The 18,886-nt window shown below is 62.9% G+C and carries 22 protein-coding genes; 14 read left to right on the top strand and 8 right to left on the bottom strand.

Annotated features, from left to right (window positions below; genetic code table 11):
* The first annotated feature begins 17 nt into the window (after positions 1 to 17).
* From metF to BR00_RS04035, 14 genes are all read left to right on the top strand, one after another.
* Positions 18 to 914: a methylenetetrahydrofolate reductase [NAD(P)H] gene (gene metF, locus BR00_RS03970; protein WP_496476322.1), complete on the top strand. Its 897-nt coding sequence runs from the start codon at positions 18 to 20 to the stop codon at positions 912 to 914.
* Complete coding sequence (locus tag BR00_RS03975; RefSeq protein ID WP_496476323.1) at positions 914 to 1,942, top strand: aspartate-semialdehyde dehydrogenase; 1,029 nt, start codon at positions 914 to 916, stop codon at positions 1,940 to 1,942. Before metF ends, BR00_RS03975 begins: the two co-directional genes overlap by 1 nt.
* Positions 1,939 to 2,895 carry an aminotransferase class IV gene (locus BR00_RS03980; protein ID WP_496476324.1) on the top strand — a complete coding sequence of 319 codons (957 nt, stop codon included), beginning with the start codon at positions 1,939 to 1,941 and terminating at the stop codon, positions 2,893 to 2,895. The genes BR00_RS03975 and BR00_RS03980 overlap by 4 nt, the downstream gene beginning before the upstream one ends.
* Positions 2,867 to 3,904: a glycosyltransferase family 4 protein gene (locus BR00_RS03985; RefSeq protein WP_496476325.1), complete on the top strand. Its 1,038-nt coding sequence runs from the start codon at positions 2,867 to 2,869 to the stop codon at positions 3,902 to 3,904. Before BR00_RS03980 ends, BR00_RS03985 begins: the two co-directional genes overlap by 29 nt.
* A gap of 62 nt (positions 3,905 to 3,966) precedes the next feature.
* Entirely contained in the window at positions 3,967 to 5,505 is a 1,539-nt protein-coding gene (locus BR00_RS03990) for a L,D-transpeptidase family protein (protein WP_496476326.1), read from the top strand.
* A gap of 11 nt (positions 5,506 to 5,516) precedes the next feature.
* Entirely contained in the window at positions 5,517 to 6,074 is a 558-nt protein-coding gene (gene mepK, locus BR00_RS03995) for a peptidoglycan L,D-endopeptidase MepK (RefSeq protein WP_496476327.1), read from the top strand.
* Between the two features lie 343 nt (positions 6,075 to 6,417).
* The gene (locus tag BR00_RS04000) at positions 6,418 to 6,978 is read left to right on the top strand and encodes a 4Fe-4S dicluster domain-containing protein (RefSeq protein WP_496476328.1); all 561 of its coding nucleotides are present in this window, start codon (positions 6,418 to 6,420) and stop codon (positions 6,976 to 6,978) included.
* On the top strand, positions 6,971 to 7,855 hold the full coding sequence (locus tag BR00_RS04005; RefSeq protein ID WP_496476329.1) for a CoB--CoM heterodisulfide reductase iron-sulfur subunit B family protein: 885 nt from the start codon (positions 6,971 to 6,973) through the stop codon (positions 7,853 to 7,855). The genes BR00_RS04000 and BR00_RS04005 overlap by 8 nt, the downstream gene beginning before the upstream one ends.
* A 9-nt stretch (positions 7,856 to 7,864) precedes the next feature.
* On the top strand, positions 7,865 to 9,850 hold the full coding sequence (locus tag BR00_RS04010; protein WP_496476330.1) for a 4Fe-4S binding protein: 1,986 nt from the start codon (positions 7,865 to 7,867) through the stop codon (positions 9,848 to 9,850).
* Positions 9,814 to 10,305, top strand: coding sequence for a hydrogenase iron-sulfur subunit (locus tag BR00_RS04015; protein WP_496476331.1), 492 nt, complete (start codon positions 9,814 to 9,816; stop codon positions 10,303 to 10,305). Before BR00_RS04010 ends, BR00_RS04015 begins: the two co-directional genes overlap by 37 nt.
* A 10-nt stretch (positions 10,306 to 10,315) precedes the next feature.
* Positions 10,316 to 11,263: a 4Fe-4S dicluster domain-containing protein gene (locus BR00_RS04020; protein ID WP_496476332.1), complete on the top strand. Its 948-nt coding sequence runs from the start codon at positions 10,316 to 10,318 to the stop codon at positions 11,261 to 11,263.
* Entirely contained in the window at positions 11,263 to 12,288 is a 1,026-nt protein-coding gene (locus tag BR00_RS04025) for a 4Fe-4S dicluster domain-containing protein (protein ID WP_496476333.1), read from the top strand. The genes BR00_RS04020 and BR00_RS04025 overlap by 1 nt, the downstream gene beginning before the upstream one ends.
* Positions 12,285 to 13,118 carry an FAD/NAD(P)-binding protein gene (locus BR00_RS04030; protein ID WP_496476334.1) on the top strand — a complete coding sequence of 278 codons (834 nt, stop codon included), beginning with the start codon at positions 12,285 to 12,287 and terminating at the stop codon, positions 13,116 to 13,118. The genes BR00_RS04025 and BR00_RS04030 overlap by 4 nt, the downstream gene beginning before the upstream one ends.
* Before the next feature lie 24 nt (positions 13,119 to 13,142).
* Positions 13,143 to 13,616: a ferritin-like domain-containing protein gene (locus BR00_RS04035; protein WP_496476335.1), complete on the top strand. Its 474-nt coding sequence runs from the start codon at positions 13,143 to 13,145 to the stop codon at positions 13,614 to 13,616.
* 63 nt (positions 13,617 to 13,679) lie between these two features.
* Here BR00_RS04035 and ispH read toward each other — a convergent pair whose 3' ends face one another.
* The 8 genes from ispH to BR00_RS04075 are packed head-to-tail and all read right to left on the bottom strand — an operon-like array spanning position 13,680 to position 18,877.
* On the bottom strand, positions 13,680 to 14,516 hold the full coding sequence (ispH, locus tag BR00_RS04040; RefSeq protein ID WP_496476336.1) for a 4-hydroxy-3-methylbut-2-enyl diphosphate reductase: 837 nt from the start codon (positions 14,514 to 14,516) through the stop codon (positions 13,680 to 13,682).
* Positions 14,513 to 15,475 (bottom strand): tRNA dihydrouridine synthase, encoded by a 963-nt coding sequence (locus BR00_RS04045; protein ID WP_496476337.1) that lies wholly within the window; start codon positions 15,473 to 15,475, stop codon positions 14,513 to 14,515. Before BR00_RS04045 ends, ispH begins: the two co-directional genes overlap by 4 nt.
* A gap of 49 nt (positions 15,476 to 15,524) precedes the next feature.
* On the bottom strand, positions 15,525 to 15,950 hold the full coding sequence (locus BR00_RS04050; RefSeq protein WP_496476338.1) for a hypothetical protein: 426 nt from the start codon (positions 15,948 to 15,950) through the stop codon (positions 15,525 to 15,527).
* Positions 15,947 to 16,243 carry a hypothetical protein gene (locus BR00_RS04055; protein ID WP_496476339.1) on the bottom strand — a complete coding sequence of 99 codons (297 nt, stop codon included), beginning with the start codon at positions 16,241 to 16,243 and terminating at the stop codon, positions 15,947 to 15,949. The genes BR00_RS04050 and BR00_RS04055 overlap by 4 nt, the downstream gene beginning before the upstream one ends.
* Positions 16,244 to 16,246: 3 nt before the next feature.
* On the bottom strand, positions 16,247 to 16,951 hold the full coding sequence (locus tag BR00_RS04060) for a flagellar basal body-associated FliL family protein (protein ID WP_496476340.1): 705 nt from the start codon (positions 16,949 to 16,951) through the stop codon (positions 16,247 to 16,249).
* Positions 16,952 to 16,959: 8 nt separating this feature from the next.
* Positions 16,960 to 17,340: a chemotaxis response regulator CheY gene (locus tag BR00_RS04065; protein WP_496476341.1), complete on the bottom strand. Its 381-nt coding sequence runs from the start codon at positions 17,338 to 17,340 to the stop codon at positions 16,960 to 16,962.
* A gap of 18 nt (positions 17,341 to 17,358) precedes the next feature.
* Entirely contained in the window at positions 17,359 to 18,111 is a 753-nt protein-coding gene (locus BR00_RS04070) for a FliA/WhiG family RNA polymerase sigma factor (protein ID WP_496476342.1), read from the bottom strand.
* Positions 18,062 to 18,877: a MinD/ParA family protein gene (locus BR00_RS04075; RefSeq protein WP_496476343.1), complete on the bottom strand. Its 816-nt coding sequence runs from the start codon at positions 18,875 to 18,877 to the stop codon at positions 18,062 to 18,064. The genes BR00_RS04070 and BR00_RS04075 overlap by 50 nt, the downstream gene beginning before the upstream one ends.
* Between the last annotated feature and the right edge of the window lie 9 nt (positions 18,878 to 18,886).

The raw sequence follows: 18,886 nt of genomic DNA on the forward strand, positions 1-18,886 counted from the left end.
GAAGGAAGAGTTATCCCATGCGCATTGACGAGCTCCTTGCAACCGGTCGGCCGTTTCTCTCCTTGGAGTTCTTTCCTCCCAAGGATCGACGGCTGTGGCCGGGGTTTTTCGATACCGTTCGCGCCCTTGCACCCGTGAAGCCGCTTTTTTGCTCGGTGACCTACGGGGCCGGGGGCTCCACCCAGCACAACACCCTGGAGATCGGGGTGCGTCTCAAGCAGGAATACGGCTTGGAGCCGCTCACGCACCTTACCTGCGTGGGGGCCAGCGAGGCCCGCTTGCGGGCCTTTTTGGGGCCGCTTGTGGAAAATGGCGTGGAGAATGTTCTCGCCCTGCGCGGGGATCCGCCGCGGGGGGAGAGCCAATTTCGGCCCGAGAGCGATCAATTCCAACACGCTTCGGATTTGGTGCGCTTTATCGTGAGCGAGTATCCTGGGGTATGCATCGGCGTGGCCGGGTACCCGGAAAAGCACCCCGAGGCCCGCTCCATGGAAGAGGATCTGGTGTTTCTCAAGCACAAGGTGGAGGCCGGGGCGAGTTTTGTCATCACCCAACTCTTCTTCGACAACGACATCTATTTCCGCTTCGTGGACCGCGCCCGCGCCATTGGCATCGATGTGCCCATCATCCCCGGGGTGCTGCCGGTGCAAAACCTCCCGGCGCTCCACCGGATGCTTTCCTTTTGCGGGGCGAGCATCCCGAAGGATTTCTTGGAAGACCTCACCCGCGCCCATGAACGCTACGGCGACGCCGGTGTGCGCGGGCTTGGCCTCGGCTACGCCATGCGCCAGGCCGCGGACCTCTTGCAAAGGGGCGCCCCTGGGGTGCATTTGTACACGCTCAACAAGGCCGATGCATGCCTGGAGATCGGGCGTCATGTGGCCCAATACTTGGGACTGGGAGGAGAACGCTGATGAGTACGCGTCCTGTTGTGGCCGTGGTGGGGGCGACCGGTGCTGTAGGCCGGGAGATGCTCGATACTTTGGCCCGTCGTCATTTTCCTGCAGCCGAGGTCCGCGCCTTTGCTTCGGCGCGCTCTGCGGGCACCTTGGTGCCTTTTGGCAATACGGAGCTCACGGTGGAGGAACTCACCGAAGCCTCCTTTGCCGGCATTGATCTCGCCCTTTTTTCCGCCGGAGGGTCCACCTCGGAGAAGTTCGCCCCCCACGCCGTGGCCGCGGGCTGTGTGGTGGTGGACAACTCCAGCGCCTGGCGCATGGACCCCCAGGTGCCCTTGGTGGTGCCGGAGGTGAACCCGGACGATCTCGCCTGGCACAAAGGTATCATCGCCAACCCCAATTGTTCCACCATCCAGATGGTGGTGGTCCTGAAGCCCCTGCATGATGTGGCCCGCATCAAGCGTGTGGTGGTCTCCACCTATCAGGCGGTGTCCGGCACCGGCCAGAAGGCCATCGCCGAGTTGGAACGCCAGGTGCGCGAGCTCTTCAACGGCCAGGAGCCCACGGTGACGGTGTACCCGCACCGCATCGCCTTCAACTGCCTGCCGCACATCGATGTCTTCTTGGAGAACGAATATACCAAGGAAGAGATGAAGATGGTGCTGGAGACCAAAAAGATCATGGGCGACGATTCCATTCGGGTCACGGCCACCACCGTGCGGGTGCCGGTGTTTTATGGGCATAGCGAGAGCGTGAACATCGAGACCGAGAAGAAGCTCTCCGCCAAGGAGGCCCGGGCCATCCTCTCCCAGGCCCCTGGGGTGCGGGTGCTCGATAACCCTGGAGAGAAGATCTACCCCATGGCCATCCTGGCCGCCGGACAGGACGATACGCTCGTGGGGCGCATCCGCGAGGACGAGACCATTCCCTGCGGTCTCAACATGTTCATCGTTGCCGACAACATTCGTAAAGGCGCGGCCCTCAACGCGGTGCAGATCGCGGAAGAGCTCTTGCGCCGGGACCTTTTGCGGGTACCGCGATGACCACTCCGGTGGCGACCCGAGACGAGGTGGTGGCCAAGATTTTGGCTACCCCTCGTCCTGGGGAGGAAACGATCCTCGCCTTCTACGAGCATCGACTGGGGGTGATCTCCACGGACCCTCGCCTGATGCTCATGCCCGTGGATGACCACTTGGTGCACCGCGGCGACGGTGTCTTCGAGACCTTGCGTTTCGAGGACGGCTGTATCTACCAGCTGGAGGCGCACCTGGCGCGTTTGGAGCGTTCTTGCGCCGCCATTGGGCTTGTCCCGCCCGAACCTTTGGCCGTGGTGCGCGAGCGTATCCTCGACGTGTGCCGGGCCGCGGGGGAGCCCTGCGGCCATGTCTTCGTGCTCGTGGGCCGGGGGCCTGGCGGGTTTACCTTGGACCCGCGGGAGTGCCCGTGCGCAAGCCTCTACGTGGTGGTGCGGCGCTTCACCCCTAAGCCCGAGCGTTTTTGGGAAGAGGGGGTCCGCGCTTGGCGGGTGTCCATCCCCCCCAAGCCTTCCTGGCTGGCCGGGATCAAAAGCGTCAACTATCTCCCCAATGTGCTCATGAAGATGGAAGCCGTGGCCCACGGCGCCGAGTATCCTCTGTGTTTCGACGAGGAGGGTAATCTGGCGGAAGGCGCCACGGAGAACGTGGCCATTGTGGACGCTTCCGGAAACTTGGTGATCCCGGAACTCAAGCACGCCCTCTTGGGCACCACCCTCAAGCGAACCATGGCCTTGGTGGAGGGGGAAATCCCAGTGGTGGTGCGGCCGGTGCCCGAGGCGGAGCTCTTCTCCGCCCGCGAGGTGCTGCTTTTGGGCACCAGCATCGATGCCGTGGCTGTGGTGCGCTACAACGATACGCCCGTGGGCGGCGGCGCTCCGGGGCCGGTGGCGCAGCGCCTGCGCACCCTTCTTCAGGCGGATCGCCGCGCTCATGCGACTCCCCTCCATTGTCCATCTTGATTTAGGTCTGGAGCTGCGCGGCGGCCAGCGCCAGGCGCTGCTCCTTGGTTCGTGGCTCGCGGCCCAAGGCCTGCCGGTGGCGGTGGGGGTTCCCCGCGCCGCTCCGCTCGTGGGCGCGCTTGCCGCAGCTGGGGTGCCCGTGGTCCTGCTGCCGTCCCGCAGTGGTCTGGACCCTCGCAATGTGGCGCTTTTGGCGCGGCGCCTTCCCCCCAAGGCCATCCTCCATACGCACGAAGCGCGGGCCGCGTCCTTGGGCGCTGCAGTCCGCCTTCTGCGGCCGGATGTGCGGCTGGTACACACCCGTCGCGTGTCGTATCCCTTGGGGCGAGGGTGGAGCCGCTGGAAATATGCCCGGGCCGACGCGGTGGTGGCCGTGGGGGCGGATGTGGCCCGGGTGGTGGAGACGTCGGGGGTGTCCGTGACGGCGGTCATCCCCAGCGCCATTCCCGTGGTGGAGTACCCCCCGCGCACCGGCTGGCATGGCGGACGCATCGGCATCATCGGCGCCTTAACCCCACAAAAAGGCCATGAGACACTCCTGGAGGCCATGCGCTTCATGGATGCGGTGGAACTCTGGGTGGTGGGCGAGGGTCCCTTGCTGGCGTCGCTCGTGCAGCGGGCGCAGACGCTGGGTGTCGCCTCTCGGGTGCACTGGAAAGGGTGGCAGCCGGCGGCCCAGGTGCTGCCGCAGTTGGATGCCGTGGCCGTCCCCTCGCCCCATGGAGAAGGCTCCAGCGGCGTCATCAAGGAAGCCTGGGCGTGTGGGGTGCCGGTGGTGTGCTCGGACTTGCCCGCCAATGTGGAGCTCGTGGAGGCCGAAGTCTCCGGGTTGGTGGCCCCGGTGGGGGACGTCGGCGCTCTCGCGCATGCCCTGAGACGGGTGCTCGAAGACCAAAAGCTCGCGGCCCGCCTGGTGGCGAACGGGCGTAAGCGGGTGGATGCCTATGACGTGCCGGTCATGGGCGCAGCGTATCGGCGTCTCTATGGCGTACTGGGGTATCCCCGGTGACCGGAGCTTGTTTTCGGCGGCAAGTGGCGCTACGGCGGCTCCGTACAGTTGGAGGCGCCTCGATGAAGACATGGCTGTGGGTGGCCGTCATCTGCCTGGTTTTTGGGCAAGCGGCGGTGGCGGCGGATGCGGAGCTTCTGTGGTTTGCCCAAGGGCGTCCTACACCTCAGGCCTTGGAGGCCATGAATATCTTGGCCTCGGCCGAAGACGAGGGGCTTTCCCCCGGCGATTACGCGGTGGATCGGCTGCGCAGCGAGCTGGAGCGCCTTTTGTGGGGGGGCGGGACGCCTGCGGAGATCGCCCGCTGGGACGCCGCGCTCACCGAAGCCATGACCCGTTTTCTCCAGCATGTGCACTCCGGCCGCGTGGACCCCTTTTCGGTGCAAGTGCGGTTTTCCGGGCTGGCGCATCAGGCCTTTGCCCCTAAAGACCGTCTCATCGCCGCGGTGCGCCGGGGGCGGCTGGCCCAGTTGGTGGACGAGCTCGCCCCCAAGATCCCCCTCTATGCCCAGATTCGTGACGCTTTGGGGGCGTTTCGGCGCATGGCGGCCGACCCCCGGGTGGCGGCCTTGTGGGACGAGCCGCTTCCTTCCCTTCCGGGCGGAAAAGTCGCTCCTGGTCAGAGCTACCTCGGCCTGCCTCTTGTGGTACGTCGCCTCAAGGCATTGGGCGATCTGCCCCCCGAGACGCCGGAGTCTTCGGTGATGACTCCGGACATCGTGCAAGGGATTCGCGCCTTTCAGCAGCGTCACGGCCTGCTGGTGGATGGGGTTCTCGGTCGGCGCACGGCGGCGCGGCTCAATGTTTCGCCCGCGGCCGGGGTGCGGCAGATGGAGCTCACCATGGAGCGTCTGCGTTGGGCGCGTCTTTTGGGGCGGCGGGTCGTGGCGGTGTACCTGCCGGAAAACGTGTTGGAGGCTTACGAGGTGGATGGGGCGGGAAACACTTCCGTGCGGCTTCGCATGCGGGTCATCACCGGCAGCGCCCTCAAGACCCCGACGCCGATTTTTGACGATGCCATTCGGGCCATCGAGCTCAGCCCATATTGGAACGTCCCTTTTTCCATTGCCCGGGAAGAGTTGATCCCGAAATTTTTGCGGGATCCCGAGGTGTTTTACCGCGAAGGTTTCGAGTTTGTCCTTGGCGATGGCTCCGTGGATACAGGCCTTTCCGCCGAGCGGCTGGATGCGGTGGCTCAGGGGCGCATTCGTCTTCGGCAGCGCCCTGGACCATACAATCCCATGGGAGACATCAAATTCATCCTGAGCAACAAGGACGGGATTTTTCTGCACCACACCGCGACTCCTCAGCTTTTTGAGAGAGCTCGCCGCGACCTGAGCCATGGTTGCATTCGAGTGGAAGACCCGATAAGGCTCGCCCAATTTGTATTGGAGGACGATCCCTCTTGGGACGTGGAGCGCCTGCGTGCCGCCATGGGGCAAAGCGTCCCCACGGTGCTGCGGGTGCGTCGGCCTGCGCAGGTGCTCTTGCTCTACTGTACGGTGCGGGTTCAGGCCGGTCGGCCTGCTTTTTTGGCAGATATCTATGGGTTGGATCGTGTTCTGGATCAGGCCCTGCGCTATGCTGCTGCTCATCCGTGACGAGGTGCCCGATGCTTCCTTCTCGCCGTGACTTTCTTCGCCGCATTTCCAGTGTCGCCGCAGCCTGCGCTGTGGCGGTGGTCGTTCCAGGAGTTGTCCATGAGGCCTTGGCCTCCCCGGTGCCGAGAAAGCGGGTGCTGCTGCTGGAAAACCTCCATACCGGCAAGCGCCTGGAAGTGGCCTACGCGGTCAATGGTCGGTATACGCCGGAAGCCTTGAAGACGCTCAATCAGTTTTTGCGTGACCCCAGAAACGGCGCCACCACCCGTATGGACCCTCGTTTGTTCGACCTGCTCCACCTCCTTTGGGTGCGTTTAGGCGCCAAGACCCCCTACCACGTGGTGTCTGCGTACCGCTCGCCGTCCACCAATGCGCAGATGCGTCGTAAAAGCCGGGGAGTGGCTCGCAATAGCTATCACATGCGCGGAAAGGCGATGGATGTATATCTTCCGGGGGTGCCACTGGCTCGCCTGCGGGACGCGGCTCTCGCCGCACGCATGGGTGGTGTCGGTTTTTATCCGCGTGACGGGTTTGTGCATCTGGATACCGGACCGGTGCGCCACTGGTAGCTCGCGCCCCCGCTATGGGGGCGGTCAATGCGGCGCTTTCCTGCAGGGAAGCGCTTTTTTTGTGCGAACGCTCTTGTATCGATAATCGAAAAAATTTTGCCATGCCGTCCTGCAAGCTCTGGACAAGGCCAAAACCTTGGTCGTATGGCACCCAAGCTGCAAGAGAAATGGCCGCGGAAGGCAAAGGGCTGGGGCCTTTCCTGGTTTTTTGCGATTCCGTGGGCGCTTGGGTGTGTCCGGGAGCGCCACATATCCAGAGGGCTGTGGGGCAGCGTGACACACCAGGCCGTGTTTCACCAGAAAGGAGTCTTTCCTTTCGTAAACTTGAGTGGTGGAGATATCTATGCGCATCGTCGATCTCGCCACCGCGGACCAGGACTTCATCGCCGAGGTGGAGGCCCGCAGTCATCAAAATCTGCGGACATGCTACCAATGCGGCAACTGTACCGCGGGATGTCCGTACACCTTCGTGTACGATCACTCGGTAAGCCAAGTCATGCGGCTCATTCAACTCGGCCAGCGCGAGGCCGTGCTTCAGTGCAAGTCCATTTGGCTGTGCGCGTCGTGCCAATCCTGCACCACGCGGTGTCCCAACCGTATCGATGTGGCCAAGGTCATGGATGTGTGCCGGCACATGGCCCGAGAGCAGGGTTACGCCACGGAGCGGGAGGTCAAGCTTTTTACGGACGCTTTCCTGCGTTCGGTGGAGCGCCATGGTCGAGCCTTTGAATTGGGGCTGATGGCGGACTACGTCCTGCATTCGGGGCGGGTGTTCACGGATGTGGACTTGGCGCCCAAGGCTTTGGCGCGGCGCAAGCTTGCCTTCCGGCCGCATGCCATCGTGGGACGAGATCAGATCGAGCGGATTTTCCAGCGCTTCCGCAAAGGAGGTGCCCATGTCTAAAGTCGCTTACTATCCCGGGTGCTCCGGTCAGAGCACCTCCTTGGAATACGACCGCTCCACCCGGGCCGTGTGCGCGGCCGTGGGGTTGGAGTTGGTGGACGTGCCGGATTGGAGCTGCTGTGGATCGTCTCCGGCCCATACCGTGAATCACGTGCTTTCGGCGGCCTTGTCTGCGCGTAATCTGGACCTTGCCCATAGTCTCGGCGTCGATGTACTGGCCACGCCGTGTCCCAGCTGCCTGACCAATCTGCGCAACGCCGCCGTGGAGATGGAGGACGAGGGATTTCGGGGCCAGGTCAATGCCTTGCTGGATCGGCCCTACGTGGGCCGCGTGGATCCGCAATCGGTTTTGCAGGTGTTGGTGGAGCAAGTGGGGGTGGACGAGGTGGCCCGGCGGGTGACCCGGCCGCTCACGGGCCTGCGGGTGGCCTGCTATTATGGTTGTATCATGAACCGGCCGCCGGAGCGCATGCGCTTTGACGACCACGAAAATCCCATGGCCATGGACCGCCTCATGGAGGCCGCCGGGGCGGAGGTGGCGCTCTTTCCCCTCAAAGTGGAATGCTGTGGGGCCTCCTTTGGCGTGCCCCGCGGCGACATCGTTGCCCGATTGTCCGGAAAGCTTTTGGACGCCGCCCGCGGTCTTGGCGTGGATGCGATAGTCACGGCGTGCCCGCTGTGCCAGATGAACCTGGATCTGCGGCAGGGGCAGATCAATGCGGCGCTGCACGAACATTTTCGGATTCCGGTGTTCTATTACACCCAGCTCTTGGGCCTTGCGCTGGATGTGCCTCGCAGCGAGCTGGGGCTGGATCGTCTGTGCGTGGACCCACGTCTGGCCCTGGGGAAAATCAAGGCGCCGGCGCCGGTGCGGTAGGGGGGAAGCATGCGAATCGGAGTTTTTATTTGTCATTGCGGCAGCAATATCGCCGGTACGGTGGACGTGGTCGCCGTGGCCCAGGCTGCGGCGAAGTTCCCTGAGGTGGCGTACGCCACGGACACCATGTACGCCTGCTCCGAGCCCGGGCAGGAAGCCATCGTTCAGGCGGTGAAGGAACACCAATTGGATGGCGTGGTGGTGGCGTCATGTAGTCCGCGGATGCACGAGCCGACGTTCCGCCGCACCGTGGAGCGCGCCGGCATCAATCGCTATTTCTTCGAAATGGCCAATATCCGCGAACATGTGTCGTGGATCGGCAAGAATGCGGAACGCAATACCGTCAAGGCCATCGAACTTGTGCGCATGGCGGTGGAGAAGCTGCGCCGCAACCGGCCGCTCATCCCCAAACGCTTCGACGTGGTCAAACGGGTGCTGGTCATCGGTGGCGGCGTGGCAGGCATTCAGGCCGCCCTGGACTGCGCCGACGGCGGGCAGGAAGTGGTGCTGGTGGAACGGGAGCAGAGCATTGGCGGCAAGATGGCCAAGCTGGACAAGACCTTCCCCACCATTGACTGCTCTTCGTGTGTGCTTGGGCCCAAAATGGTGGACGTGGGCCAGCACCCCAAGATCACCCTGCACACCTTGGCGGAAATCGAATCGGTTTCCGGATATGTGGGCAACTTCCAGGTCACCATCCGCAAGAAGGCGCGGTTTGTGGATTGGAGCAAATGCACGGGCTGCGGGTTGTGCATGGAAAAATGCCCCAGCCGCAAGGCGCCGGATCCCTTCAACGAAGGGCTGTGTACCGCGCCGTCCATCAATATTCCTTTTCCCCAGGCCATTCCCAAGAAGGCCGCCATCAACCCGGATACCTGTATCATGAAACAAAAGGGCAAATGCGGCCTGTGTGCCAAGATTTGCCCGGTGAAATGCATCGATTTCGACCAGCAGGACGAGCTTGTGACCGTGGACGTGGGCGCCATTGTGGTGGCCACGGGGTATGACCTCTTCGACTGGCATAAGTATCCGCAGTACGGACAGGGGCGCTATCCTGATGTCATTACTTCGTTGCAGTACGAGCGCCTGCTTTCTGCGTCCGGGCCCACGGGCGGGCATATCAAGCGGCCGTCGGACGGCAAGGAGCCCAAGACCGTGGTGTTCATCCAATGTGTGGGCTCCCGCGATCGCTCGGTGGATCGGCCGTACTGTTCGGGCTTTTGCTGCATGTACACCGCCAAGCAGGCCATCCTCACCAAAGATCATATCCCGGATTCCCAGAGTTACGTCTTTTACATGGATATCCGCTCGCCGGGCAAAGGCTATGACGAATTCACCCGCCGGGCCATGGAAGAGTACGGCGCCCAGTATGTGCGCGGCCGAGTTTCCATGATCTATCCCAAGGGCGATCAATTGGTGGTGCGTGGGGCGGACACCTTGGCCGGCACCCAGGTGGAGGTGGCGGCGGACCTGGTGGTCTTGGCCGTGGGCGCCGAGGCGGCGCGCGGGGCCGTGGCCTTGGGTGAGAAACTCCGGGTGGTGCCGGACCAGTACGGCTTTTTCGTGGAGAGCCATCCCAAGCTCAAGCCCGTGGAGACCAACACCGCCGGGGTGTTTTTGGCCGGCGCCTGCCAGGGGCCCAAGGACATCCCGGCATCGGTGGGGCAGGGCAGCGCGGCTGCGGCCAAGGTGCTCGCCCTCCTTTCCAAGGACCAATTGGAGTCCGATCCCCAGGTGTCGCGGGTAACGCCCGCGCGCTGTGTGGGTTGCGGCAAGTGCGTGCAGACCTGTCCCTTTGGGGCCATCAAGCTGGTGGAAGACCGCTTTGGCAACCCCAAGGCCGAGGTGGTGGAGACCGTATGTCAGGGCTGCGGCATCTGTACCGTCACCTGTCCTCAGGGTGCCATCCAATTGGAGCATTTTACCGATAACCAGATCCTCGCGGAGGTGAATGCCTTATGTCCGCCTCGGATTCGCGTGAACTACGCATCGTAGGCTTTTTGTGTAATTGGTGCTCGTATGGCGGGGCGGATACGGCCGGGGTGGCGCGTTTTTCCCAACCTACGGATTTGCGCATCATCCGGGTGCCGTGTTCGGGCCGTATCGATCCGCTGTTCATCGTGCGCGCCTTGATCAACGGCGCGGACGGGGTGCTCGTCTCCGGCTGCCATCCGCGGGATTGCCACTATGCGGAGGGCAATTTCTACGCCCGCCGCCGTCTGGAGACGCTGAAACAGTTTCTGTCCGCCACCGGCATCGATCCGCGGCGCTTCGAGTATACCTGGGTTTCCGCTTCGGAAGGCCAGCGCTGGCAGCATGTGGTGACGGAGTTTACCCGCCGCATTCATGAACTCGGGCCGGCGCCCACCATGAGCCATGTGTCCGATGGGGCGTGGTTCGACGCCGCAGCCCCAGCTGCTGCGGGCCAAGGCTGCCCGTGTCACGGCTAGGAGGAACGGTATGCTACAGCAATTGAAAGACGCCATTACCCGCCGGCTCCCGGAGCTGGATCTGGTCTTGGGCTGGGAGATGGGTTTCGACCCCTTCCATGCCACGCCGCTGTATATCCGGGAGGCCGCGGACGTGGAGCGCCTCGTGGTGGGACCGTGGGCGGTGCACAACCTGGCCACGTATTTGCCGGGCCTCAAAGGCAAAAAGGTGGGCATCGTGGTCAAGGGGTGCGATAGCCGCAGCGTGATCCAACTGGCCAATGAGGGCCTTATCCGCCGCGAGGACGTGACGGTCTTTGGTCTGTGCTGCGACGGGGTGGTGAGCCACCGCAAGCTGCGGGACAAGCTCCCGGCGGACCTGGGCTTTGTGGAGGAGGCGCAGTGGCAGGGCGACGTGCTGCGCGCCCGCGTGGCTGGGCAGGAGGTTTCGGTGCGCCTGAGCGATGTCCTGGCCGACAAGTGTGTCGCCTGCCGCTACCCCAATGCCTTGGGCGCGGACGTGCTGGTGGGCAGCGAGCGCACTGCCTCGCCCCAGCCCGTGGCCTGCCAAGAGGCCTTCGACGCCTTGTCCAGCGCCGAGAAGCAGGCCTTTTGGCAGGAGACCATGACCCGGTGTATCCGTTGCTATGCCTGCCGCAATGCGTGCCCCATGTGCGTGTGCCGCGACCATTGTATCGCCACGAGCCGCGACCCGCTGTGGCTGGGGCAGGAGAACTCCCCTGCGGAGAACTTCATGTTCCAGATGATCCACGTGATGCATCTGGCGGGCCGCTGCACCGAGTGCGGAGAATGCGAGCGGGCCTGCCCGGTGGACATCCCGTTGCTTCTGTTGCGCCGGCACATGAATCGGGTGACCCAGGACCTCTTTGCCTATGAGGCCGGGACCACTGTTGGTCAGACCCCGCCCCTGCTCACCTTCCAGGTGGAAGAGGCGGGCATCAATGAGCGAGGTTGGTGATGGATCGTTTTCTCCCTGCAGCAAAGCTCACTGCTTTGGCGGACGACTTGGCTGGTTCGTGTCACGTGCTGGCCCCGGTGGCCCATGAGGGCAGCGTGGTCTTCCGGTGGTACCGGCCGGGCATGCGTCTGGAGTTTTGGCGCATGGCCTCCACGTCTCCCAAAGCCGCTACGTTTCCGCAGACCGAGCCGCTTTTGGTGGCCCAGCGGCATGAGGAACACAAGCAGCCGGTCATCGAAGCCACCCTCCCGCCGCATGCCCGCACCGTGGTCTTGGGCTGCCGGCCCTGCGGGGCGCGGGGCAAAGAGATCTTTGGCCCGGTGTTCTTGGGCGTGGCCCATGACCCCTACTTTGCTCGGCGCCGGGAGGATGCCCTCTTCGTCTCCCTGGTCTGCACCCGGCCCGAGACCACGTGTTTTTGTTCCAGCGTGGGCGGTGGCCCGGCGGATACCACCGGTTCCGACGTGCTGCTCATTCCGGTGGAGGGCGGATTCGTCGCCCGTTCGGTGACCGAGGCCGGGGCGGCGTTTCTCCAGCACGCGCTGTTTGAAGACATCGGCGCCCGCGGGACCGAGGCCGACGCCGTGGTGCGTCAGGCTCAAACGGCCATGCCCCCGTCCCATGACTTCTCCTCGGCGCCGGCCAAGCTCCTTGCCCGCTTCGATGACAAGGAGTTCTGGGAGCAGCAGTCCGCCAAGTGTATCTCCTGCGGGGCGTGCACGTATATGTGCCCCACCTGCTATTGTTTCAATATCACCGATGACGATTTGGGGCTCATCAGCCGGCGCATCCGTACTTGGGACAACTGCATGGCGTACACCTTCACCCTGGAAGCCAGCGGTCACAACCCTCGGCCCACCAAGGCCCATCGCTTGAAAAACCGCGTCGGTCATAAGTTCAGCTATTATCCCTCGATCCATAACGGTGTCATCGCGTGTTGTGGATGCGGCCGGTGCATCAAGCATTGCCCGGCGGGAGTGGACATCCGTGCCATTGTGCACGCGGCACAGGAGTACGCGCAATGAACCAGCACAATCCCTATTTGCCACAGATGGCCACCCTGGTGGAGGTCATCGAGGAAACGCCCAATATCAAGACCTTTCGTGTGGTGCTGGACGATGAGGAGAAGATGCAAAACTTCACTTTTCGTCCCGGCCAGGTAGGGCAGCTGTCGGTCTTTGGCGTGGGCGAATCCACCTTTGTCATCAACTCCTCGCCCACCCGCATGGAGTATCTCCAGTTCAGCGTCATGCGCGTGGGTGAGGTGACAACGCGGCTGCATCAATTGCGGCCGGGCGATAAAGTGGGGGTGCGTGCCCCCTTGGGCAACGGCTTCCCGGTGGAGACCATGCGCGGTAAGAACATCGTCTTCATCGGCGGCGGCATCGGTATGGCGCCGCTGCGCACCCTCTTTATCTACATGCTCGATAACCGCGCGGATTTCGGGGATATCACCCTGCTGTACGGTGCGCGCACGCCCGTGGACATGACCTACAAGGCGGAGCTTCCTGAGTGGCTGGGCCGCTCCGACGTGCGCACCGTGCTCACCGTGGACGCCGAGTACCCGGGCTGGGAGCATCGGGTGGGGCTCATCCCCAACGTGCTTTTGGACTTGGCCCCCTCGCCGGAAAACACCGTGGCCGTGACCTGCGGCCCGCCCATCATGATCAAGTTTACCCTCCAGGCCCTCAAGAAATTGGGCTTCGAGGACGAACAGATCATCACCACCTTGGAAAAGCGTATGAAGTGTGGGGTGGGGCTGTGTGGCCGCTGTAACATCGGCACCAAATACGTGTGCGTGGACGGTCCGGTGTTCACGTATGCCCAGCTCAAGGAACTTCCTTCGGAACTCTAGCCGGGGTCAGACCCTGGAGGAATTATGGCAGGTATCTTTTCCGCTTCCGACGTGCTGACCGCAGCACAAGAGATCGAACAGCGTGGTCAGGTGTTCTACACCCGCCTGGCCGAAACCGCCACGGATCCTTCCTTGGCGCAGACCTTCCGCTTCTTGGCTCAGGAGGAGGAGAAGCATTGGCAGATCTTCCACGACCTTGCCTGCCGCCTCGGCGAGGTGGAGCTTCCGGCCTGGGCCACGGAAGAGGAATACGTGGAGTACCTTACGGCCCTCATCGATTCCCATACCCTCTTTCGTCTGGGGGATATGGACGCCCTGCGGCAATTCGTGGGCAGCCGCGAAGAGGCCATCCATGCGGCCATGGGCTTTGAGAAGGACACCATCGTATTCTTCAAAGAAATGCAGGAATTCGTTCCCGAGGGCGACCGAGACGCGGTGCAGGCCTGTGTGGAGGAAGAACGCCGGCATCTGCGCATGCTGGCGGGGCTGTTGCGCTGACTCGCCTTCGGTTTCCCCAAGATACAACGCGGCGCTCCACTCGGGGCGCCGCGTTGTTTGGAGCTAGAGACTGCGGAGGGCGGCCACGACCTCGTCGATGATCCACGCAGGGGTGGAGGCCCCGGCGGTCACCCCGATGGTGGTGCAGGACGCCATTTCGCCCGGCAGCTCGGCCGCGGTTTCCACATGCCAGGTGGGCCGGCCGCATTCCGTACCGATTTGCGCCAGGCGTCGGGTATTGCCGCTGTTTTTTCCCCCCACCACCACGAGGCCGTCCACGTGGCGGCACAGGGCGCGCACCTCGTCTTGGCGTAGCTTGGTGGCGTCGCAAATGGTGTCCAGGACGGTGAGCTCCGGGATCCGGGCCTGGAGCAGGGCCGCGATGCGGTGAAATTCCGTGCGATCCTGGGTGGTCTGCGCGGCAAGCACCGCTGGGCCGAAGGGATGCGGGATGCCGTCGAGTTCCTCGGCGCTTTGAAAGACCACGGCTCGTTCTGCACGGCTTTTGAGCCCCTGCACTTCGGGATGGTCGGGCTCGCCGAAGAGGAGCAGCGGCGTCCCCTTCCGGCAATGGCGTTCGATGAGTACTTGGGCCTTTTTCACCTTGGGACAGGTGGCGTCCACCACGGTAAGCGGGCGTTGGGCCAGGGCGCGGGCGGTGTCCACCGGGATGCCGTGGGCGCGCACCAGGACCACGGCATGGTCGGGGATTTCTTCAAGGCTGTGCGCCACGCGCACCCCTCGTTCGTGGTAGCGGGCGAGCACCTGGGGGTTGTGGATGATAGGGCCCAAGGTGACGATGGTGCGGTTTGGGTGTTCGGCCATGGCCTGGTCCAATTGACGCAGGGCCCGGGCGACACCCATGCAAAAGCCCGCGGTCTTGGCGAGGGTGATGTTCATGATTCCTCCGATGGGTCGGCGATACAGTCCAGGGCCTCCTCCCAGGTGGAGCAGTGGATGAGGCGGGTGCGGATGGCGCGGGCTTGGGGCATGCCCCGGAAAAAACGAGGGGCGAGGGTGCGCAACTGCAAGAGTCCTTGGCGCGGGGAGCCCCATCGGTGGTGGAGGGCTGCGAGGCGGGTGATGCACGCGCGAATGGAGGCGAGATCCCGGGTCGGCGGCGGGGTGCCGCGCATGAGGGCGGTGAAGCGCTCAAAAATGGCCGGGTCCCCCATGGCGCCGCGGGCGAACATCACTCCGTCCACACCGGTGGTCTCAAGGCAGCGCACCGCGTCTTCAGCGGTGAAGAGGTCGCCGCTGGCAAGTACCGGCAGGGGCACGGCCGCTTTGAGGCGGCGCAGGTGTTCGGTGCGGGCGGTTCCGGAAAATCCTTGGCTGGCGGTGCGCGGGTGCAGCGTGATCCAGCCGACGCCCACGGCTTCCAGGCGGCGGGCGATGTCCAGGTAGGTGTGCTGGGTTTCGTTCCAGCCAAGGCGCAGCTTGACGCCTACCGCATTGCGTCCCGCGGCGGCCACCATGGCTTCGACCACGGCGCTGATGCGGCCGGGGTCGCGGAGCAGAGCCGCCCCTGCCCCGGTTTTGGTCACCTTGGGCACCGCGCATCCGGCATTGAGGTCGAACCAGCCAAAGCCTTGTTGACGCAACCGCGCCGTGGCTTCGCCGAGGACTTCCGGTTCCGCGCCAAAGAGCTGCACCACGAGCGGGTGGTCTTCCGGGCAGGTGGCAAGGAGATCCGCTGTGCCGGAAGATCCCAGGAGCAGGCCCTTGGCGCTCACCATTTCCGTGACCGCCACAGCGCAGCCGTGCTCCCGGCAAAGCAGCCGAAACGGCAGGTTGGAGTAGCCTGCCAGCGGCGCAAGCCACGGTTGCAGTGGAGAGATTGGAGGGGAGTGCACCATGCCCCAAGCCTACAAGGAGGGCCAGGAAAGTCAAAGATTGGAGAGACAGCTACCGCCCTTCGCTCTCCAAGATGAGCTCCACTTCGTCCACGGTCAGGCCCGTGGCTTGGGCCAGGGCTTGGGGGGATTGGCCGCGGCGTCGGCCGCTGACGATGATATGACGCAAGAATTCCGGTGATTTGGTGTAGCGTTCTGCTTCTTGGAGCAGCCGACGGAGATGGGTGGCGGTTTGGGCGAGCTGGGCATTGAGCTGGGTGAGCTCTTCTTGACGTTCAGCGAAGCTGGCCACCAGTTCTTGCTCCAAGCGGGTGTTCCAGGCGAGTTTTTCCATGAATTCGCCCTGGCGCTCTTGCAGGGCCCGAATGAGGGCTTCGGATTGGCGCAGACGCAGATAGAAGAAGATGGCTACTGCGGCCAAAAGGACTTCCACAGCGGAAGAAGCCAGCAGGATCCACACGGGCCAGTCCATGCTCATACCTCGGTATCCAGGATGCGGCCGCGCTGGGGTTCGTCCTCTTCTGCCTCGAAAGAGGACGCGCGCCCTTGCGGGGTCGACGATCCCGTGGGGGATTCTTGCCGCCGTGCTGCGCTCTGTTTGGCGCCTTTGTGCATTTTTTGGACGCGGTCTTTTTGGAGCTCCGTCTGTTTTTGTACGATATCACCAGCAAGAGACTGGAATATTTCTGGATGCGCCTGCATCAGGTGGTGGATCTGCTGGGCATTGGGGATTTGTGCCAGTAGCGTGGCGATATCGATGGAGTGGACCATGGGTCACCGAATGACGTATTCGTCGATCAATAGGGTTTCGATCTGACCGTTTCCGAGGTACTGATTCATGACCGCAAGGATGTCTTCTTTGAGTTTCTCGGCGTTCTTGGTGTCACTGAGAAAGGAGAGCCCTTTGTTTCGGAGATAGTAGTACACTGCATCGCGCAGGATGATTCTTTTGCGCCGTATTTCCCATTCTAGGATATCCGGGATTCCGCTGATGGAAAATTTGCAATTGAGAAAGCGTGTGGTCCCGTTTTGGTCGTATTCGATCATAAACGGTTCAAAGGTGATGGTGTGCAGCGTGATGGGCTTTTCTTCAGGTGGTTTCTGGGGCTTTTTTTCTTCTTTGGGCGGCGGCGGTGGCGGTGGCGGCGCGGCTTCTTGAGTGGGGAGGAGAAAATAGACCGCCAGTCCCCCGAGCAGAAAAAGCAGGACCCCTGCTGCGGCAAGCACCAGGGGACGTTTCCACAATGGGGTCTTGGCGGGTTCTGGGGCTGATTCCGGTTGGGGCGCTGCGGGCGGTGTTTCTGGCTCCGGGGCCTTGGGCTTGGGCTCTTCTTCCTCCACGTCGAGGAAGAGGGCGTCGTCCAGATCCAGTTCAACCTTTTGCAGGCCCCGCGGGACGTCCTCCGTGAGTTTTTCGGTATCCAAGGTGGCCTTGTCATCGGCCTCTGGGGGCACCATCAGGCTCAGGAGGACGCGCATGGGTCAGGTCATTCGAAAATCTTGTTGATTTTTTGCTGGAGGGTTTCCGCGGTGAAGGGTTTGACGATGTAGTTGGAAACCTTGGCCTGCACCGCTTCGATGATGTTTTCCTGCTGGGCTTCTGCCGTGACCATGAGGAAGGGCAGGTCGGCGAACTCTTCGCTGCCCCGGACTTTGCGCAAAAGCTCGATGCCCGTCATGTTGGGCATGTTCCAGTCGGAAATGATGAAATCGATTTGATCCTTGTTGAGGATTTCCCATGCAGTGGTGCCGTCATCGGCCTCGACGATATTGTTGAAGCCCAACTGGCGGAGGATGTTTTTGATGATGCGGCGCATGGTGGAAAAATCATCGACGATGAGCACCCGCATGTTGGTGTTGACCGGCATGAACGCCTCCGTAGTGTGTCAGAAGTTGCCGTAGGTTTCGCAAAACCACGATCTGAGTTTCCGGGTGGCCTGGGAGTGGAGCTGGGAAACCCGGCCCTCGGTGATGTCGAGTACCTGGGCGATTTCCTTCATATTGAGCTCCTCGATATAATAGAGCCCCAGGACCATCTTTTCCTTGAGCGTCAGCTTATCGACGAGCCCTGCCACCTTGTCAATGAGCTCCTGGTGGGCCACTTGTGCTTCCGGGGAGGTTGCATCTTCGGGCGTGCCGCATGTTTCCTGAATCGCCTCCAGGCTGAGGACCACCTGGGCGTTGAGGGCCTCCAGGGCGCATTCCAGGTCTTCTTCAGGGATGTCGCAGAGTTCCTGTAGGGTTTCGCGATTTGGGACGTGTCCGTGGCAGCGTTCATACTCCAGCATGATGGTTTGGAGCTTCTTGATGCGGCCCCGCAGCCCCCGGGAGTACCAATCCATGCCGCGCAAGGCGTCCAGCATGGCGCCGCGGATGCGCGCCTCGGCAAAGGTCTCGAAGCGGATGCCGCGTTCCGGAGTGAATTTTTCCATGGCCTCCATGAGTCCGACCGCGCCGCTGGAGATGAGCTCCTGCAGGTCTACGTGGCCGGGCAGGCGCGCCTTGAAATGCAGGGCGATAGCCTTGATGCGTGGCGCCATCTGGCGGGCCAAACGGTCTTTGTCCGCTGGGGAAAGCGCTTCTCGGGGCTTAGGCGCCGGCAAAGAGGAGTCGTTTCCAGAAGAACTTGATGTTGCCATCGGCGTGCTCCTGAGGTCTCCACGCAGCCATGGTTTGGGCAATGCGCGTGACCGCCGCGGCTGCCGGGCTGTCGGAGGCGTGGACGCATACCGGAACCTGGTGGGTGACGGCCCGGCGTACGGCGGCATCTTGCGGAACCACGCCCAGAAAGTCCAGGGAGACGCCCTCGAGAAAGTGGTCACACGCCCCGGCCAGGCGGGCGAACACGTCTTTGGCCTCGCGGTCGCTTGCCGCCATGTTGACGATCACATGAAAGCGCCCCACTCCGTGGCGCAGGTGGAGCACCTTGATGAGGGCGTAGGCGTCGGTGAGGGAGGTGGGCTCCGGGGTGAGGACGAGCAGGCGCTCTTGGGCGGCGACGTTGAAGTAAAGCACCGTATCCCCCACGCCGGCTCCGGTATCCACGAGCAAGATGTCCACCTGGTCTTCCAGCTCGTCCATGGCGGCGAGAAGTTCCAGCTTTTGGCCTGTGGACAGGGCGGTGAGCTCGGTGCCGCCGCTGGTGGCCGGCAGGATGGAAAACCCGTAGCCCGAAGGGCACAAAATGTCGTCTATGTTCATTCCCTCGAAGATATGGCCGAGGTTGCGCTCCGGGGTCAGGCCGAGGAGGACGTCCACGTTGGCGAGCCCCAGGTCTGCATCCAGGAGGATACAGCGTTTGCCCAGGCGGGCAAGCTGGATGGCCAGATTCACGGCGAGATTGGTTTTGCCCACGCCGCCTTTGCCGGAAGTGATGGAACAGACCACGGGTATGGTTGGTGTCATGGCGTCAGT

The sequence above is a fragment of the Thermodesulfomicrobium thermophilum DSM 16697 genome (genome assembly GCF_059568695.1).

Excerpts from the sequence above, each read along its gene's own strand:
- metF (WP_496476322.1), top strand. The coding sequence starts at position 18 with ATGCGCATTGACGAGCTCCTTGCAACCGGTCGGCCGTTTCTCTCCTTG.
- BR00_RS03975 (WP_496476323.1), top strand. The coding sequence starts at position 914 with ATGAGTACGCGTCCTGTTGTGGCCGTGGTGGGGGCGACCGGTGCTGTA.
- BR00_RS03980 (WP_496476324.1), top strand. The coding sequence starts at position 1,939 with ATGACCACTCCGGTGGCGACCCGAGACGAGGTGGTGGCCAAGATTTTG.
- BR00_RS03985 (WP_496476325.1), top strand. The coding sequence starts at position 2,867 with ATGCGACTCCCCTCCATTGTCCATCTTGATTTAGGTCTGGAGCTGCGC.
- BR00_RS03990 (WP_496476326.1), top strand. The coding sequence starts at position 3,967 with ATGAAGACATGGCTGTGGGTGGCCGTCATCTGCCTGGTTTTTGGGCAA.
- mepK (WP_496476327.1), top strand. The coding sequence starts at position 5,517 with ATGCTTCCTTCTCGCCGTGACTTTCTTCGCCGCATTTCCAGTGTCGCC.
- BR00_RS04000 (WP_496476328.1), top strand. The coding sequence starts at position 6,418 with ATGCGCATCGTCGATCTCGCCACCGCGGACCAGGACTTCATCGCCGAG.
- BR00_RS04005 (WP_496476329.1), top strand. The coding sequence starts at position 6,971 with ATGTCTAAAGTCGCTTACTATCCCGGGTGCTCCGGTCAGAGCACCTCC.
- BR00_RS04010 (WP_496476330.1), top strand. The coding sequence starts at position 7,865 with ATGCGAATCGGAGTTTTTATTTGTCATTGCGGCAGCAATATCGCCGGT.
- BR00_RS04015 (WP_496476331.1), top strand. The coding sequence starts at position 9,814 with ATGTCCGCCTCGGATTCGCGTGAACTACGCATCGTAGGCTTTTTGTGT.
- BR00_RS04020 (WP_496476332.1), top strand. The coding sequence starts at position 10,316 with ATGCTACAGCAATTGAAAGACGCCATTACCCGCCGGCTCCCGGAGCTG.
- BR00_RS04025 (WP_496476333.1), top strand. The coding sequence starts at position 11,263 with ATGGATCGTTTTCTCCCTGCAGCAAAGCTCACTGCTTTGGCGGACGAC.
- BR00_RS04030 (WP_496476334.1), top strand. The coding sequence starts at position 12,285 with ATGAACCAGCACAATCCCTATTTGCCACAGATGGCCACCCTGGTGGAG.
- BR00_RS04035 (WP_496476335.1), top strand. The coding sequence starts at position 13,143 with ATGGCAGGTATCTTTTCCGCTTCCGACGTGCTGACCGCAGCACAAGAG.
- ispH (WP_496476336.1), bottom strand. The coding sequence starts at position 14,516 with ATGAACATCACCCTCGCCAAGACCGCGGGCTTTTGCATGGGTGTCGCC.
- BR00_RS04045 (WP_496476337.1), bottom strand. The coding sequence starts at position 15,475 with ATGGTGCACTCCCCTCCAATCTCTCCACTGCAACCGTGGCTTGCGCCG.
- BR00_RS04050 (WP_496476338.1), bottom strand. The coding sequence starts at position 15,950 with ATGAGCATGGACTGGCCCGTGTGGATCCTGCTGGCTTCTTCCGCTGTG.
- BR00_RS04055 (WP_496476339.1), bottom strand. The coding sequence starts at position 16,243 with ATGGTCCACTCCATCGATATCGCCACGCTACTGGCACAAATCCCCAAT.
- BR00_RS04060 (WP_496476340.1), bottom strand. The coding sequence starts at position 16,951 with ATGCGCGTCCTCCTGAGCCTGATGGTGCCCCCAGAGGCCGATGACAAG.
- BR00_RS04065 (WP_496476341.1), bottom strand. The coding sequence starts at position 17,340 with ATGCCGGTCAACACCAACATGCGGGTGCTCATCGTCGATGATTTTTCC.
- BR00_RS04070 (WP_496476342.1), bottom strand. The coding sequence starts at position 18,111 with ATGGCAACATCAAGTTCTTCTGGAAACGACTCCTCTTTGCCGGCGCCT.
- BR00_RS04075 (WP_496476343.1), bottom strand. The coding sequence starts at position 18,877 with ATGACACCAACCATACCCGTGGTCTGTTCCATCACTTCCGGCAAAGGC.